The following is a 16298-nucleotide window of genomic DNA, read 5'->3' as shown; positions in this document are numbered from 1 at the left end:
TCTCCAGCTTTTTTGAACGAGAGATACCCAAGTTCTTGTTTACAAAAATTTTGAGTGACCGATAGAAAAGGATTTTAAAATGGAATTAAATGGTGCCGAAATATTGGTACGATGTCTCGAAGAACAAAATGTAGATTGTGTTTTTGGCTATCCAGGCGGTGCAGTACTTTACATTTATGATGCCATCTTCAAACAAAATCAATTTAAACATATTTTAGTGCGACATGAACAAGCAGCGGTTCATGCGGCTGATGCCTATTCAAGAGTGAATCCAGGTAAAGTCGGAGTTGCTTTGGTAACCAGTGGACCAGGGCTGACTAACGCGGTAACTGGTATTGCAACCGCTTATATGGATTCGATTCCCCTTGTCGTTATTAGTGGTCAAGTAGGTTCTCACATGATTGGTGAGGACGCTTTCCAAGAATGCGATGCGATTGGTGTGACACGTCCTTGTGTGAAACATAACTTCTTAGTAAGAGACGTTAAAGATTTAGCAAATGTGATGCGTAAAGCTTTCCATATTGCTCGTACGGGTCGTCCAGGCCCTGTATTGGTTGATATTCCGAAAGATGTCAGTGCCAATCGTTGCAAGTACACGCCGATGACCGAACCAATTAGCTTGCGTTCGTATAACCCGATTGAAAAAGGTCATACAGGTCAGATTAAAAAAGCGGCTCAGTTATTGGCCCAAGCTTCTCGTCCGATGATTTACGTGGGTGGCGGTGCGATTTTATCGAATGCTTCAGCAGAATGTCGTGAGTTAATCAGACTGTTGAATGCTCCCTGTGTCAGTACCTTGATGGGATTAGGTGCGGTAAATGCCGATTTGCCTAATTTCTTAGGTTTGGTGGGCATGCACGGTTTGTATGAGGCAAACTTAGCGATGCAAAATAGTGATGTCTTAATCGCTATTGGGGCCAGATTTGATGATCGCGTGGTCGCAAATGTGGCTGATTTTTCTTCTGTACCTCGCAAAGTTATCCACATCGATATTGATCCATCTTCGATCTCAAAACGCGTGGTGGCTGATATTCCTATCGTTGGAAATGCTAAAGATGTCTTGCAAGAGTTAAATGCTATTTTGCAAGAGGGAAGTTTCTTGTCTAAACAAAACACGAAAGCATTGAGCAAATGGTGGGATCAGATTAATGAATGGCGTGGTAAGAAGTGCTTAGACTATCAACCATCAGATACCGTGATTAAACCTCAGTTTGTGATTGAGACTTTGCATAAGGTTACAAATGGTGATGCTTATATCTGTTCAGATGTAGGACAGCACCAAATGTGGGCGGCCCAATATTACGGTTTTAAAGACCCTAGAAAATGGCTAAATTCAGGTGGTTTGGGTACGATGGGAGTCGGTTTGCCTTATGGTATCGGTGTGTGTGCCAGTAAAAATGATGCCCCCGTTGCGGTGATTACAGGCGATGGATCGATTCAGATGAATATTCAAGAGTTGGCGACATGTACGCAATATGGGTTGGCGCCAAAGATTATTTGTTTGAATAACCGTTTCTTGGGAATGGTACGCCAGTGGCAAGAGTTGGAATACGAAAGACGTTATTCTGAGTCTTATATGGAGTCTATCCCTGATTTTGTACAACTGATGAAAGCTTATGGTCACGTCGGTATATTGGTAACAAAACCTAGTGAGGTAGAACCTGCACTTCGTGAAGCATTCTACGGTGAACATAAAGATAAGTTGGTCTTTTTGGATATTCGTACAGATAGAGAACAAAATGTCTGGCCAATGGTTCAAGCGGGTAAAGGATTAAGCCAAATATTGCTAGGTCCTGATGTGGAAAATAAGGGGTAAGGTATGAAAAATATCATTGCTATTTTATTAGAAAATGAACCAGGTGCTTTATCTCGCGTGATTGGATTATTTTCTGCACGTGGTTATAACATTGAAAACTTGTCAGTGGCACCCACAGAAGACCAAACCTTGTCTCGTTTAACCATCACCACCACTGGATCTGCTTCAACGATGGAACAGATTACCAAGCACTTAAATCGTTTGGTAGATGTAGTCAAAGTGGTGAATCTTTCTGAAGCTCCTCATGTTGAGCGTGAACTATTGCTCATCAAAGTGCGTGCGGTAGGCAAAGAGCGTGAAGAGATTAAGCGTTTGACAGATATTTTTCGTGGGCATATCGTCGATGTCACGGATAAAACCTATACGATTGAGTTAACGGGAGAGCAGGAAAAAATCCAAGCTTTTATTAATACACTTGATCGTAGTGCCATTCAAGAAACGGTGCGTACAGGTGCTACGGGTATTGGTCGTGGTGACCGCACCTTACGTTTGTAAATCCATATCAAAGAAATTAATTAGATATAAAGGAATTAATATGAAAGTTTTTTACGATAAAGATAGCGATTTATCATTAATCAAAAGCAAAAAAGTAGCCATTATTGGTTATGGTTCACAAGGTCATGCTCATTCATTGAATTTACATGAATCTGGCGTGGATGTAACAGTTGGATTGCGTCCAAATGGTGCTTCTTGGAAAAAAGCTGAAAATGCTGGATTAAAAGTAAAACCAGTTGCTGATGCTGTTAAAGAAGCTGATGTTGTGATGATTTTGTTGCCAGATGAAAATATTGCTGCTGTTTACCAAGCTGAAATCGCTCCAAATTTAAAAGCAGGTGCGACACTTGCGTTTGCCCATGGATTCAATATTCACTATGGTCAAGTAGTTCCTCGTCAAGACGTGGATGTGATTATGGTTGCACCTAAAGCACCAGGTCATACTGTTCGTGGCACTTACACGCAAGGCGGTGGGGTACCTGCATTAATCGCGGTTCACCAAGATAAATCCGGCCATGCTCGTGAAATTGCTTTGTCTTATGCAAGTGCAATTGGTAGCGGTCGTGCGGGTATTATCGAAACCACATTCCGTGAAGAAACAGAAACAGACTTGTTTGGTGAACAAGCTGTACTTTGCGGTGGTGCCGTTGAATTGATTAAAGCTGGTTTTGAAACATTGGTAGAAGCTGGTTATGCTCCAGAAATGGCTTATTTTGAGTGTTTGCATGAATTGAAACTAATTGTTGATTTGATTTATGAGGGTGGTATCGCTAATATGAACTACTCGATCTCAAATAATGCGGAGTATGGTGAGTATGTTTCAGGTCCTCGTGTGATTACAGAGGAAAGCAAAAAAGCCATGCGTGCGGTGTTAGCGGACATCCAATCGGGTGAGTATGCTCGTCGTTTCATTAACGAATGCCAAGCAGGTTCGCCTAGCCTAACTGCTCGTCGTCGCAACAACGCAGCGTCTCAAATCGAACAAGTAGGCGGTCAGTTGCGTTCAATGATGCCATGGATTGCAAAAAATAAATTAGTCGATCAAAGCAAAAACTAATTGTTGCGTTTAGATTGAAAAGCCTGGTCTGATGACTGGGCTTTTTTTATGCAGTGATGAAAGGTGGGGGGGGGGATGGAGGCGGCGGCGGAGGCGGAGGGGAATTTGGTGATTCTAAATAAAACTCATTTTCATTAATAGGCGTATAATAATAAAAAATAAAGATGGACTGATGATATGAGAATTTTGTTATGGGTGTGTATTTTGGGCGGTATTGGCTATTTGTTATGGTTGCAAAATCGTCGCTTAGTTCGTGAAAAGGGCGTTTGTGGGGTGCATGGCTATCTGCTTGTTTTCACGGGGCTGATGTTTGTTGAAAGTTTGTATTTGTTATTTAGTATTTACGAGATTATTAACATTTATACCTTTTTTTATCCAGAGGTGAGTCATACGTTTGGATTTGAGGCTTACGCGAATACGGTGGTGAATATTGGCATTATTGCTTTGGTGATTCATATTGGTGCCATAGGTGTGATTATTTGGTTAAGGCGACCGAGTGCGGTGAAACTGTTGTATTGGATGATATGGATTGCAGGACCCGTTGCCAGTATCAGTGTGTATTTGTCGGGTAACCATACATTGATAGTACCTGAGCAAATTGAGACAATCCAGTGGCAAATGTTGTCGATTTCCTTGAGTTTTGCGATCGCTTTTACCTTGTATTTAAGCTATTCTCAAAGGGTCAAAAACACTTACCGTATGTGTTAACGGAATAAATGGCGTGTGATGCATGAATAAGGAGAAAGCATTAACTGCCTGTTGAGTTGAGTGTTGTTTTTGTCAGTGAGTCGATTTGTGGTAATAAAGAAACGATGGTGTGGTAAAAACGCTATTTTTTGTGAAAACCACTTGTCAAAGTAGATGGGCTTGGTTATAATGTCAGCTTATTCCCCAATAGCTCAGTCGGTAGAGCGACGGACTGTTAATCCGCAGGTCACTGGTTCGAACCCAGTTTGGGGAGCCAGAATATATAAACCCTGTATCGTAACGATACAGGGTTTTTGTTTTTCTATTTCAATCTAAAACACTCGGCCTGATTTAACTTCCATGAATTCAATTATGATTAATCCATATTGTATTTTATGGCCTGATAAGCATCACGAATTAAGGTGATGTCGTTTGCTTGTAAACGCAGGTTATCGCTGAGTATTCGTCGCCACAGTTTGGCACCTTTTTGTCCATTGAATAGCCCTAATATAGGCATGATGACATATCTCAGTTTAATATCTTCGTGAACGCAACGATCGGCATATTGAATGATTTGCTCAATGATTTCATCATCGCTAAGTACGGCTGTTTCGGGCCATATTAAGCGATGTGCTTCACGCAGTATATAAGGTTCATGCCATGCACTTCGTCCTATCATCACACCATCCAGTGTTTTGAGATGTTCAGATATGGCATCCGTCGTTTTGATGCCACCATTGAGTACAAAAATAGCATCTGGAAAATCGTTTTTTAATTTTTGAACAACTTCATATTTTAGTGGTGGGATATCACGGTTTTCTTTGGGTGAAAGACCTTGTAGAATCGCTTTTCTGGCATGGGTAATAAAAACGCGACAGCCAGCTTCGTAAAGCGTACCGACAAAATCTTGAACGAACTCGTAACTATCTTCATCATCAATACCAATGCGGTGTTTAATGGTGACATCTAAAGAACACGCATCACGCATCGCTTTGAAACAGTCGGCCACTAGTTGGGGATTTTTCATGAGACAGGCTCCAAAAGCCCCTTTTTGCACGCGATCAGACGGACAACCGCAATTAAGATTGACTTCATCATATCCATATGTTTCTGCTAGTTTGGCACATTGAGCTAGATGTGCAGGGTCGCTGCCGCCTAGTTGAAGGGCAACAGGGTGTTCCTCAGCATTGAATTTAAGGTGTCGATCAATATCTCCGTAAATCAAAGCTCCTGTTGTGACCATTTCGGTATATAACAAAGCATTGGGAGCCAGTAAACGATGAAAGTAACGACAATGACGATTCGTGACATCAAGCATCGGTGCGACACTGAGTTGCCAAGGTTTTTTGGGATGGGAGTATAGATTGCTCATAAATACAGTGGTATGATGTACTTTTGGAGCATTGATTTTACCATTGCTAAGATAGAGTATCGTAAAGGTTTTGTGATTATGGCGGTTTTTACAAAAGTTGACATAAATGATGCAAAGGCATTGTTAAAAAATTATGATTTGGGCGAATTGTTGGATTTAAGAGGTATTTCAGCAGGTATCGAAAACACCAATTATTTTTTAGACACCACCACAGGTTCTTATGTATTGACTATTTTTGAAGTGTTGACCTTTGAACAACTTCCTTTTTATATTGGTTTTATGAAGCATTTATCGGCACGAGGATTGTTGGTGCCAGAACCTCAAGTTGATCATCAAGGACAGATGATTGGCGTGTTCAAAAATAAACCTTTTGTTATCGCGACTAAACTCAAGGGGCAATATTCGCCTTTGCCTAGCGTTGCAGATTGTCAATTAACAGCCACAATTCAAGCCCAAATTCATATCGCCGGAAAAGATTATTCTATTGTCCAAAAAAATCTGAGAGGATTGTCTTGGTGGCAAGAAAAATTTCCTGAGATTAAACCGTTTTTGACCGCAGAACAATTATCCATGTATGAGTCTTTGTTAGAAGAACAGATTGAATTTCATCAATCCGATATTTATCAATCCTTGCCAGAAGGGCCATGTCACTGTGACTTATTTAGAGATAATGTGTTGATCGATGGGGATCAAATGGGTGGCGTGATTGATTTTTACTTTGCAGGCGTAGATAAATTTTTGTTTGATGTAGCAGTGTCTGTGAATGATTGGTGTATTGATCGAGATAAACAAAATAACCCAACAGCCTTAAATTTAGAAAAAGTTAATGTTTGGTTGCAGGCATATGAGCGTGTTCGTCCATTTACGCCTGAAGAAAAAGAAGTTTGGCCGTTGATGTTAAAGACGGCTGGATTGAGATTCTGGACCTCTCGTTTGTATGATTATTATTTGCCACGACCAGCAGATGATTTAAAACCGCATGATCCCACTTGGTTTGAACATCTTTTGAAAAACCGCATGATGGGTCGATGAATCCTTGGTGTTGTGGGGTTGATCAGATACTAAACGATTAAGATAATCAGAGTGTTTGCTTGAAGAAAGCGCGTTGATGATCGAGTAGTGATGAAGTTGAATAGTATCTGCTAATGTCTGGATAGGCTGATAAATCCTAGTTTTTGTGGTTTGATCGAGTGAGCATTATTTTTTAAGGGTTTCGCACCAAGCTTGTTGACGATAGTATGTCCAATCAAAAAATGGTCCGGGATCATTTTTTCTACCTGGTGCAACGTCTTCATGTCCACAAACAGCCCTTAATGGATAATGTTTTTTCAATTGTCGGGTTAGCTGAATAAGACTGCGGTATTGTTCTTTGGTAAAGGGTTCAAATTCACACCCTTCTAGTTCAATGCCAATACTAAAATCATTGCAGGTCTCTCTTCCCTCAAAGCAGGAAACACCAGCGTGCCAAGCACGATCATTAAAGTTGACAAATTGTTCAATAACCCCCGTGCGGTAAATCACCACGTGCGAAGATACTTTTAGATCTTTGATTTGTTCAAAAAAAGGATCGGCTTGAATATCTAGTTTGTTTGTAAAAAAATCTCGGATGAAGTGATGGCCATATTGACGCGGAGGCAAGCTGATAAAGTGGATAATAAGTAAATATGGCGGTTCGTTGCGTTCATTGAAATTCGGTGAATAATTACGGAGTGTTTTGTTGTTTCGAGCTAACCAACCATTAGTAATGTTCATCGTTACATTCATCCTTATTATTCAAAAAGATTATTTGCCAATATCGTATTTTAAATCTTCTTTGTGATTTCTTGTATGCCCATTAAAAAAAATGAAGAGTTGTTTTAAGGGCTTTGTGTCGTCGTTGTGGGAGTAAACGAGTGAAAACAGCCAAACAGGATGAATGTTTATGGGTGATGAGTGGGTTGTTGTTCTTTTTGATAAAGTGTGGCATGTTCAAGACTGCAGAAATGTTTGTTTTGATAAGAGACCATTAAATTAGGATCACAAAATGTATGACAATACTCACAAGGTTGTAGTTTGACTTGTTTTTGGGCATTGGGTACTTCAGATGGGGCTGTTTTTTGCGTAGTTTGTTTGTTCTTTGGAAAGACAAAACGAGCAATCAAATAAATGACAAGTAGAATGAGTAAAAAACGAATCATAATAATTAAGCATTAAATAGTAAAAAAGGTTTTGATGCATTATTTGTGAAGCCTTAAAACCCGCTTCAATGCAACAACACATCAATTACGAATCGTGAACCCGTATAACCCAAAAGTAACAACGTAAAGCCGATTAAGTTGCAATGTAATGCTAAACGTCCTCGCCATCCCCAAATGACGCGTCCAGTTAATAAAACGGCAAAAACCAACCAAGACGCTATACTGAAAATGGTTTTGTGATCGATGGGTAGTAGTTTTTGGGAAATCTGCCATGAAACATACATGCCAGTAATGATGGCAATGGTTAACACAAAAAAGCCAATCCACACTAATAAAAATAGCACTTTTTCTTGTGTTAGTAAGGGTGGCTGTGCTTGTAGAACAAGTCCTGTTAAACCTTTTCGTTCTTTGATTTTTTGGCGATGTAAATATCGATCAAATAAGGCCATTAGTCCAGATTGAATGGCGGCAATAGCAATCAAACTATAAGCTAAAAGCGATAATAAAATATGCAAACGGAAAATTTCATTACGTACGGGGATGATTAAAGGAGAACTGGATGCCACAGGAAAAATGGTGGTTAACAAGGTCATCACAAAAGCAAAAGGAAGTAAGATAAATAAATAACCATCAATCCTAGCCAGTAATCGTTCTAACCAAAAGATGAGCATAACAATCCACATCGTCAGTGACAAGCCTGCCGTCCAGCTTAATTGGATGTATTCATTGTGAAGCATGGCGACATGAATAGCGATGCCGTGCAAGACGATGGCGACTAATAAGATGAATCGACGCAAGCCTGTAATCGGGGAAAAGGTTTGTTTTTGGGCAAGTGGAATCCACAGTGATAAACCAATTCCAAGGTAAATGAAACTGGCTAATAAATGCAACACAATATTTAAAGACATAACGAATAAATAATCAGATACGATATAATCAAATTATTCTATTAGTATAACTAAAAAGAGCCGAGTAAATGTTTGATAACCTAAGTAATCGTTTTGCAAAAATTACCAAGACCTTGAGAGGTCAAGCTCGTTTAACAGAAGCTAACACACAAGAGATGCTTCGAGAAGTCCGTATGGCTTTGTTAGAAGCGGATGTGGCATTGCCTGTTGTTCGTGATTTTATCCAAAGGGTAAAAGAAAAGGCGATGGGTGAAGAAGTAGTAGGTAGCTTGACACCCGGACAGGCGTTAATTGGCGTGGTTGATCGTGAGTTAACGCAGTTGATGGGCGGTGATTTAGGCCCTTTTGCTGGCGAATTGTCTTTGGCCACTCAACCACCTGCGGTTATTTTAATGGCAGGTTTGCAAGGTGCGGGTAAGACAACAACGACTGGAAAACTTGCTCGAATCTTATCTCAAGGAACATTTAAACAAAAAGGTTTGCCTGCAACGAAAAAGAAAGTGTTGTTGGTCAGTACCGACGTGTATCGTCCTGCGGCGATTGATCAGTTAAAGACGGTTGCTGAGCAAGTATCCGTTGACTTTTTTCCATCTTCTCCAAATGAAAAGCCTAGAGATATTGCTTTGTCGGCGTTGGATTATGCCAAAAAACACTACTACGATGTTTTGATAGTGGATACGGCAGGGCGTTTGGGGATTGATGAAGCGATGATGGAAGAGATTGCCATGTTGCATCGTGAACTCAATCCTGTTGAAACGCTATTTGTCGTCGATGCGATGTTGGGACAAGATGCGGTGAATGTGGCCAAAGCTTTCTCAGATGCGTTGCCTTTAACGGGTGTGGTATTGACGAAGTTAGACGGTGATGCTCGAGGGGGTGCGGCGTTGTCTGTGCGTCAGGTGACGGGCAAACCGTTGAAATTTGTTGGGGTATCTGAAAAACTGGATGGATTGGAGCCGTTTTACCCAGATCGTATGGCTCAGCGTATTTTGGGTATGGGTGATATTCTCTCGTTGGTGGAAGAAGCTCAACGAAATATCGACCTCAAAGAAGCTGAAAAACTCGCTAAAAAAGTTAAAGCTGGCGATAAGTTTGATTTGAATGATTTTCGTGATCAGTTGGCTCAAGTCAAAAAAATGGGCGATATGGGGTCGTTGTTAGAGAAGTTGCCTGGCGGTCTGGCTCAAATGGCGGGTAAGGTGAATGCCGAAGATGCCCAGAAACAGATGCGTCGTACAGAGGGGATTTTAAACTCAATGACGCATTTAGAGCGTAGTAAACCCGAATTAATTAAAGCCTCTCGAAAAAGACGTATTGCCGCAGGTGCAGGGGTGCCAGTTCAAGAAGTTAATAAGCTGTTAAAACAGTTTGAACAAATGCAATCGGTGATGAAACAGTTCAAAAAAGGCGGTATGGGCAAGATTATGCGCGCGATGGGTGGCATGAGTGCCTTAAAAAATATGGCTGGATTTGGACGACGCAAATAAACCCATTATTTCAACACTTACCTTGAAGTAAACATTACTATTTGGGTTTGGTGGATGAGGTAAGTGGTTTGTTTTTTGTAAGTATGCGGCGGTCGTTACGAAGTCGGCTGTATTGCTCGTGTTCAAAGGTTGCGTCTATCATCATCTTGTTGTCGATGATTGAAGGAGGTGGTTGTTTGGGTGACCTCCTTCTTTGGGCATAATGCAGAGAAAGTGCTTGTGGGATTAAACTAGCTTTTCTAATAATTCTAAATAACGTTCATTATTCATCGGTGCACCGTGTCGTTGAGCTTCCCAAATCACTAATCCCAACGCTTCCATGATTTTATGATGTGCCTCGTGTTCGCCATAACGTTGAATAAGCTTTTGGGCAATCGCTTTTATTCCTGGTGGACTGTCAATATTGATTTGTTCCTGTATGGCTAAGTGCATGGATAGGTGCAAAAAAGGATTGGTTTGACCATTTTCAACCTGATAGTCTTTATGTTGATTGTCTGGATTTAATAAATCTTCGTGATACTCGGGATGTTTCAAAACCCAGTTTAATGCTTGGTTTTCAATGGGAGTCAAAATATCGTTTTGGTGGTGTTTTTTGAGTACTGTTGTAAAAAATATACGAACCTGTTCACGACTAGGATTAAACATGATAAGTTTTTGTTAAAATGTAAGGTTGAGTCTTGTATTATATATAAGAGTTAGTGTGTCATTTAGTAAAACGTACATATTTTACTCGATGTGAAGCAAATTATAACGGAGAATGAACATGTCATATGAACATATTAAAGTGCCAACAACTGGCGAAAAGATTACTGTTAATGCAGATTTCAGTTTGAATGTTCCTGATCAGCCCATTATTCCATTTATTGAGGGAGATGGTACAGGTCAAGATATTACGCCAGTGATGCTTAAAGTCGTTGATGCGGCGGTTGAGAAAGCATACGGTGGCAAACGTAAAATCCAATGGATGGAAATTTATGCAGGCGAAAAAGCGACTAAAGTTTATGGACAAGACGTATGGTTGCCAGATGAAACTTTAGATGCTTTGCGCGAATATTCTGTATCGATCAAAGGTCCTTTGACGACACCTGTTGGTGGTGGTATCCGTTCGCTAAACGTAGCATTGCGCCAACAGTTAGACCTATATGTTTGCTTGCGTCCAGTTCGTTATTTCCAAGGTGTTCCTTCTCCAGTTTCACATCCTGAGAAAGTTGATATGGTGATTTTCCGTGAAAACTCAGAGGATATTTATGCGGGTATCGAGTTTGCTGAAGGTAGTCCAGAAGCGAAAAAATTAATTGCTTTCTTGCAAAATGAAATGGGTGTGAAAAAAATCCGTTTCCCAGAGACATCTGGTATCGGCGTAAAACCTGTTTCTCGTGAGGGTACAGAGCGTTTGGTTCGTAAGGCTATCCAATACGCTATCGATAATGACAAACCTAATGTAACATTGGTTCACAAAGGTAATATCATGAAGTTTACGGAAGGTGGTTTCCGTGACTGGGGTTATGCGTTGGCAAAACGTGAATTTGGTGCCCAAGAGATTGATGGTGGACCATGGTGCAAAATTCGCAATCCTAAGAATGGTAAGGAAATTATCATTAAAGATGCGATTGCTGATGCTTTCTTGCAACAAATTCTTTTGCGTCCAGCTGATTACTCAGTCATTGCGACATTGAACTTGAATGGTGACTATATTTCTGACGCGTTGGCGGCTCAAGTGGGTGGTATTGGTATCGCTCCAGGTGCAAACCTTTCTGATTCTGTTGCGATGTTTGAAGCGACTCATGGTACAGCTCCAAAATACGCTGGTAAAGACTATGTGAACCCAGGTTCAGAGATTTTATCTGCTGAAATGATGTTGCGTCACATGGGTTGGACAGAAGCGGCTGATTTGATCATTTCTTCTATGGAAAAAGCTATTTTATCGAAGAAAGTAACTTATGACTTTGCACGTTTATTGGACGGTGCAACACAAGTAAGTTGTTCTGGCTTTGGTGAAGTGATGATTGAAAATATGTAATAAACGTATTTTTAAAGAATGAAGAGGGGCTGAAAAGCCCCTTTTTTTTATGTGCGTTTTGTTTGGGTTTGGAGACGTGGTGGCTTATACGGTAAAGTTTTGTTTGGGGTTTGAGACGTGGTGGCTCGTACGGTAAAACGAATGAAAGAAGCGAGGTGTCCTCATTTTTTAAAGTGCAGAAATAGATGTAATGAAATGGTTTTTTGTGCAGGTATGTTGCTTGAATCGTTTAGAGGTTAAAAACAGGCGATGTTTGGTAAGGGAATAAGTGACTTGTTTGGTGCGGACGTGTTGTGTTTTTGAGGTAAAGGGCGATGGGTGATGCGTGCACTTGGGTTCCAACTATTCATATCGGCTTGCTTGAGGTGTGATGGGTTTTGAGACGTGGTGGCTCATACGGTGGTTGATATAGGAACTGATTTAACTTTGCTTCAGTGATCAATCAAAGATGATGAATGTGCCAGTGAATATGCTTGGTTTGATGGTTCAAAAACAGTGTGGTTTTAAGACACTTTTTGGTGAAAAAATAACGATATTTTAATATGTTGTTGTGATTTTTTGTAATTTGGGTTAGAATAGTTTTTCTCATACGGCTTATTGATAAAAGCTTGATGAGTTTTTTTTAATTTTTTTTAAAGGAATCATCCATGAAAACCTTTGTGGCAAAACCCCATGAAGCAAAACGTGAATGGTTTGTGATCGATGCTAAAGGCAAGGTTTTGGGTCGTGTAGCCAGCGAAGTTGCACGCCGTTTACGTGGTAAACATAAACCTGAATTCACACCACACGTTGATACAGGTGACTACATCGTCATCATTAATGCATCTGAATTGAAAGTAACTGGTCGTAAACAGGACGATAAGAAATACTTCCGTCATACTGGCTATCCAGGCGGTATTTACGAAACTAACTTCCGTAAGATGCAAGAACGTTTTCCTGGTCGTGCATTAGAGAAGGCTGTAAAAGGTATGTTACCTAAAGGTCCTCTTGGTTACGCCATGATCAAGAAACTTAAAATCTATGCTGGTGCAGAGCATCCTCATGCAGCTCAGCAACCACAACCATTGGATATTTAAGGATTAGATCATGATCGGAAATTGGAATTATGGTACTGGTCGTCGTAAAACCTCAGTTGCTCGTGTATTCTTGAAAAAAGGTACAGGTAAAATTTTGGTGAACGGTAAGACCTTAGAAGATTATTTTGGCCGTGAAACAGGTCGCATGGTAGTTCGTCAACCACTTGTTTTAACTGATTTGACAGAAGCGTTTGATCTTCAGATTAATGTTTATGGCGGTGGTGAAAGTGGTCAAGCAGGTGCGGTACGTTTTGGTATCACTCGTGCTTTGATTGACTATGATGAGACGTTGAAACCTGTTCTATCTAAGGCTGGTTTCGTGACTCGTGATGCTCGTGAAGTTGAACGTAAGAAAGTGGGTCTTCACAAAGCACGTCGTCGCAAACAGTTCTCAAAACGTTAATTTATACGTTTTTATCGAACCGAAAACCGAGTTCCTTGTGGACTCGGTTTTTTTATGGTTATCAAAGGTTTTGATGGGTAATATGTTTGACTGTATCCGAGGTAAAGTCGTTGAATTGTTGCTGGTTATCCTGATGAGACAGGTTGGAGGGTAATGGAAAGAGTGGGAGCGAGATTGCTGAGTTGTTGGGGTGGTGGTGTGGTAAAAAAGAAAGCGTTGCCGTTCGTGCTCATCCATTCGTTTAAACGGTAGAACCGCTAAGAGAGGGTCGTCTCCAATAACGCTTTCTTCTCAAACTTGATTAAATCAATCATCATTTATAAGCAAGCCTGTCAATCGCTTCTTTATGGGCTTCGTAAATGCGTTTAAGAGAACGTTTAATTAATCGATCAGACGCTTCATGATCGCTTAAATCCATAGGGATGACTTTAACGATGGGACGATCGATTTTGGGCATAGGTTTGTCAAACTTAAATATATGATGTTTCTTTTCTTTATCAGACATAATTATCCTCAGCCTGTTTGTGTGATACGACCTATCATAGCATAATTTAATTATTCAAAAACAGGATGATTATTTGTATGGAATTTAAAAGAAATGAAGGGAAGATGAATCTGGTTTTACCAGCGATGATTTCAAACCTAAACCAGTCTCGCAAGTTGGTTGCGGGGGCAGGATTTGAACCTACGACCTCCGGGTTATGAGCCCGACGAGCTACCAGACTGCTCTACCCCGCGTCTGATGAAGTGATAATTATAGCGTAAACTGTTATAATTATGCAAGACCAAATTTAATTTTATTTTAAAAATACAGGATAGAAAGAATAGGCAATAAGCCCTTTGATACGGGTGTGAATGAAAATGATGAATGAAGAATTAGCAAAAAAAATAATCGAAACAGCACTGTTATGTAGTGCAGAACCCATGCCAGTATCAGAAATTAAAAAACTCTTTGATCAAGATGTTGATAGTGTTGCAGTTTTGCAACATTTAGAAAATATTAGGTGTGATTGGAGCGATAAAGGGTTAGAATTAGTAGAGCTGGCGACAGGCTGGCGTTTTCAAAGCAAACCAGAGATGCAGCGTTATTTAGAACGGCTGAATCCTGAAAAACCTCCTAAATATTCTCGTGCAGTACTAGAAACACTGGCTATTATCGCATGGCGACAACCAGTTACTCGAGGAGATATTGAGGATATTAGAGGGGTAACTGTTTCTTCCCAGATTATTAGGACATTAGAAGATCGAGGCTGGGTTGAGGTATTAGGGTATCGAGATGCTCCCGGAAGACCTGCGTTATTAGGCACAACGAAGCAGTTTTTAAATGATCTTGGTTTAAAAACATTAGATGATTTGCCAGAATTAGAAATGGGCGAAGAGTTGGAAGCTAAGTTGTCTCAATTATCAGAAACAGAGATGGATTTATTACCTGGTTTTGGGCAATCAAACTAAAAATAGAATGGTCAGATACGATTTCTGAATCCATGGGTTCAAATAATTATGAGCGATATAGAAGTCAATACAACGGATGAATCCCCTAAAAAAGTTAAAGGACGTAAGTTAAGAACGCCTTTTGCTCGTCGTTTAGGGTCAGATTCACGTAAGAAAAAAGAACAGGTGCCAGAAGCGAGAAATGAAGCGACGGTGGAGCCAGTAGAGACAAAAAGAGTACTTGAAACAAAGGTACGCGGACATCGAAGCAAAAGACTTAATGCTAAGAAAGCGAAATTGGCGAAGAAATTGGCCTTTGATGTGGCTTTCCCAGAAAATAATATGGATGATATGCCTGTGTATCAGTCTCAGAACGTAAAAGAAAGTCTGAGTTCTTATTTAAACAGTGAGCGTATTCAGCCTAAGTTACATAAGGTATTGGCAGAAGCGGGTGTTGGTTCTCGTCGTGAGATGGAAGAATTAATCGTGGCCGGTCGTGTGTCGGTGAATGGGGAGCCTGCTTATATTGGTCAAAGAGTCTCTTATAGCGATGTGGTTAGGGTGAATGGTCGATTGGTTCAGCGTCCCAAGTTAAATCGTTTGCCAAGAGTCATTTTGTATCATAAACCTGCTGGTGAGATTGTTAGTCATGATGATCCAGATGGTAGAGCGAGTGTGTTTGATCGTTTACCTAAAATGCGTACTGGAAAATGGATTTCTGTTGGACGACTTGACTTGAATACAGAAGGGTTGATGATTTTAACGACATCGGGTGCTTTGGCGAATCGTTTGATGCACCCAAGATATGAAAGTGAACGTGAGTATGCGGTTCGTGTCTTGGGGGACTTAACGGACGAGATTCGAGATCAGCTACTAAAAGGGGTTGAGCTTGAGGATGGATTGGCAGCCTTTGATGCCTTAGATTATTTGGGTGGCGAAGGAAGTAATCGTTGGTATCGTGTGGTGATTCGTGAAGGGCGTAATCGTGAGGTAAGACGTATGTTTGCGGCCGTGGGTTTAACGGTTAGTCGTCTGATGCGTACACGATTTGGCGATATTTCTTTGCCAACGGGATTGAAACGAGGTCGTTTTGAAGAGTTGGAAGCTGATGTGGTGATGGCTTTGTTTATTCGTTTGGGTTTGGAAAGTGAATTGCCTCAAGAAGACTCAAAATCTCGATCTAAGAAAGGTGCTTCTCGTCGTCACGCACAGCCAGTCAGTTATGAAAGTGCCATGCCGCCAGGATTTGATCAAAAGGTGACGGTTCGCAAAAAAAGAATCGTTTCCAGTAAATCTCCTAGCAGAAAAGCAAATATTCATGAGTCTAGTTTGGGGAATTTTTAATAACATAATCGGCTAGTTAGCTCAC

The 16298-nt window shown here is 40.6% G+C and carries 15 protein-coding genes, 2 tRNA genes and 2 pseudogenes; 12 read left to right on the top strand and 7 right to left on the bottom strand.

From position 1 onward, the window contains the following. The first annotated feature begins 79 nt into the window (after positions 1-79). The 5 genes from ilvB (at position 80) to IX83_RS07260 (ending at position 4332) form a co-directional block, all read left to right on the top strand. Positions 80-1816, top strand: a complete 1737-nt coding sequence (gene ilvB, locus IX83_RS07280; RefSeq protein WP_038500838.1) for a biosynthetic-type acetolactate synthase large subunit — start codon at positions 80-82, stop codon at positions 1814-1816. A gap of 3 nt (positions 1817-1819) precedes the next feature. After that, positions 1820-2311 carry an acetolactate synthase small subunit gene (gene ilvN / locus IX83_RS07275; protein WP_038500835.1) on the top strand — a complete coding sequence of 164 codons (492 nt, stop codon included), beginning with the start codon at positions 1820-1822 and terminating at the stop codon, positions 2309-2311. A gap of 40 nt (positions 2312-2351) precedes the next feature. Further along, entirely contained in the window at positions 2352-3368 is a 1017-nt protein-coding gene (gene ilvC, locus IX83_RS07270) for a ketol-acid reductoisomerase (protein WP_038500832.1), read from the top strand. 177 nt (positions 3369-3545) lie between these two features. Further along, positions 3546-4076 carry a DUF2569 family protein gene (locus IX83_RS07265; protein WP_038500829.1) on the top strand — a complete coding sequence of 177 codons (531 nt, stop codon included), beginning with the start codon at positions 3546-3548 and terminating at the stop codon, positions 4074-4076. 180 nt (positions 4077-4256) lie between these two features. Next, positions 4257-4332: transfer RNA gene (locus tag IX83_RS07260), tRNA-Asn, on the top strand. 99 nt (positions 4333-4431) lie between these two features. On the opposite strand, the gene dusA is transcribed toward IX83_RS07260, so the two are convergent. Beyond that, positions 4432-5427 carry a tRNA dihydrouridine(20/20a) synthase DusA gene (gene dusA, locus IX83_RS07255; RefSeq protein WP_038500826.1) on the bottom strand — a complete coding sequence of 332 codons (996 nt, stop codon included), beginning with the start codon at positions 5425-5427 and terminating at the stop codon, positions 4432-4434. A 78-nt stretch (positions 5428-5505) separates the two neighbouring features. Between dusA and IX83_RS07250 the strand changes: the two genes are divergently transcribed. Beyond that, positions 5506-6459 (top strand): homoserine kinase, encoded by a 954-nt coding sequence (locus IX83_RS07250; protein ID WP_038501806.1) that lies wholly within the window; start codon positions 5506-5508, stop codon positions 6457-6459. A 165-nt stretch (positions 6460-6624) separates the two neighbouring features. Here the strand turns inward: IX83_RS07250 and ampD are convergent, their stop codons facing one another. From ampD to IX83_RS07235, 3 genes are all read right to left on the bottom strand, one after another. Beyond that, on the bottom strand, positions 6625-7179 hold the full coding sequence (gene ampD, locus IX83_RS07245; protein ID WP_143244766.1) for a 1,6-anhydro-N-acetylmuramyl-L-alanine amidase AmpD: 555 nt from the start codon (positions 7177-7179) through the stop codon (positions 6625-6627). 167 nt (positions 7180-7346) lie between these two features. Continuing rightward, complete coding sequence (locus tag IX83_RS07240; protein ID WP_038500821.1) at positions 7347-7604, bottom strand: hypothetical protein; 258 nt, start codon at positions 7602-7604, stop codon at positions 7347-7349. Between the two features lie 65 nt (positions 7605-7669). Then, positions 7670-8512: a cytochrome C assembly family protein gene (locus IX83_RS07235; protein ID WP_038500818.1), complete on the bottom strand. Its 843-nt coding sequence runs from the start codon at positions 8510-8512 to the stop codon at positions 7670-7672. A gap of 68 nt (positions 8513-8580) precedes the next feature. Here IX83_RS07235 and ffh point away from each other — a divergent pair, with 68 nt between their 5' ends. Beyond that, positions 8581-9999 carry a signal recognition particle protein gene (ffh, locus tag IX83_RS07230; protein ID WP_038500815.1) on the top strand — a complete coding sequence of 473 codons (1419 nt, stop codon included), beginning with the start codon at positions 8581-8583 and terminating at the stop codon, positions 9997-9999. A gap of 225 nt (positions 10000-10224) precedes the next feature. Here ffh and IX83_RS07225 read toward each other — a convergent pair whose 3' ends face one another. Continuing rightward, positions 10225-10644 carry a DUF1841 family protein gene (locus IX83_RS07225; protein ID WP_038500812.1) on the bottom strand — a complete coding sequence of 140 codons (420 nt, stop codon included), beginning with the start codon at positions 10642-10644 and terminating at the stop codon, positions 10225-10227. Between the two features lie 118 nt (positions 10645-10762). On the opposite strand from IX83_RS07225, the gene icd reads away from it, so the two are divergent. The 3 genes from icd to rpsI all read left to right on the top strand — a co-directional run bounded on the left by icd (position 10763) and on the right by rpsI (position 13498). After that, the gene (gene icd / locus IX83_RS07220) at positions 10763-12019 is read left to right on the top strand and encodes an NADP-dependent isocitrate dehydrogenase (RefSeq protein WP_038500809.1); all 1257 of its coding nucleotides are present in this window, start codon (positions 10763-10765) and stop codon (positions 12017-12019) included. 647 nt (positions 12020-12666) lie between these two features. Beyond that, positions 12667-13095 carry a 50S ribosomal protein L13 gene (gene rplM, locus IX83_RS07215; protein ID WP_038500806.1) on the top strand — a complete coding sequence of 143 codons (429 nt, stop codon included), beginning with the start codon at positions 12667-12669 and terminating at the stop codon, positions 13093-13095. 10 nt (positions 13096-13105) lie between these two features. Continuing rightward, on the top strand, positions 13106-13498 hold the full coding sequence (gene rpsI, locus IX83_RS07210) for a 30S ribosomal protein S9 (RefSeq protein WP_038500803.1): 393 nt from the start codon (positions 13106-13108) through the stop codon (positions 13496-13498). Between the two features lie 313 nt (positions 13499-13811). On the opposite strand, the gene IX83_RS07205 is transcribed toward rpsI, so the two are convergent. Further along, on the bottom strand, positions 13812-14003 hold the full coding sequence (locus IX83_RS07205; RefSeq protein ID WP_038500801.1) for a hypothetical protein: 192 nt from the start codon (positions 14001-14003) through the stop codon (positions 13812-13814). 156 nt (positions 14004-14159) lie between these two features. Further along, positions 14160-14236: transfer RNA gene (locus tag IX83_RS07200), tRNA-Met, on the bottom strand. Positions 14237-14362: 126 nt separating this feature from the next. Here IX83_RS07200 and scpB point away from each other — a divergent pair. Together scpB and rluB are read left to right on the top strand one after the other, a co-directional pair. Then, positions 14363-14887: pseudogene (gene scpB, locus IX83_RS07195) on the top strand (SMC-Scp complex subunit ScpB); the annotation flags it as partial. A 111-nt stretch (positions 14888-14998) separates the two neighbouring features. Beyond that, positions 14999-16177: pseudogene (gene rluB / locus IX83_RS07190) on the top strand (23S rRNA pseudouridine(2605) synthase RluB); the annotation flags it as partial. Positions 16178-16298 lie beyond the last annotated feature (121 nt).

It is taken from the genome of Basilea psittacipulmonis DSM 24701 (assembly GCF_000743945.1).
GTDB classification, from domain to species: Bacteria; Pseudomonadota; Gammaproteobacteria; order Burkholderiales; family Burkholderiaceae_B; genus Basilea; species Basilea psittacipulmonis.
This window is presented reverse-complemented; position numbering and strand designations above follow the sequence as displayed.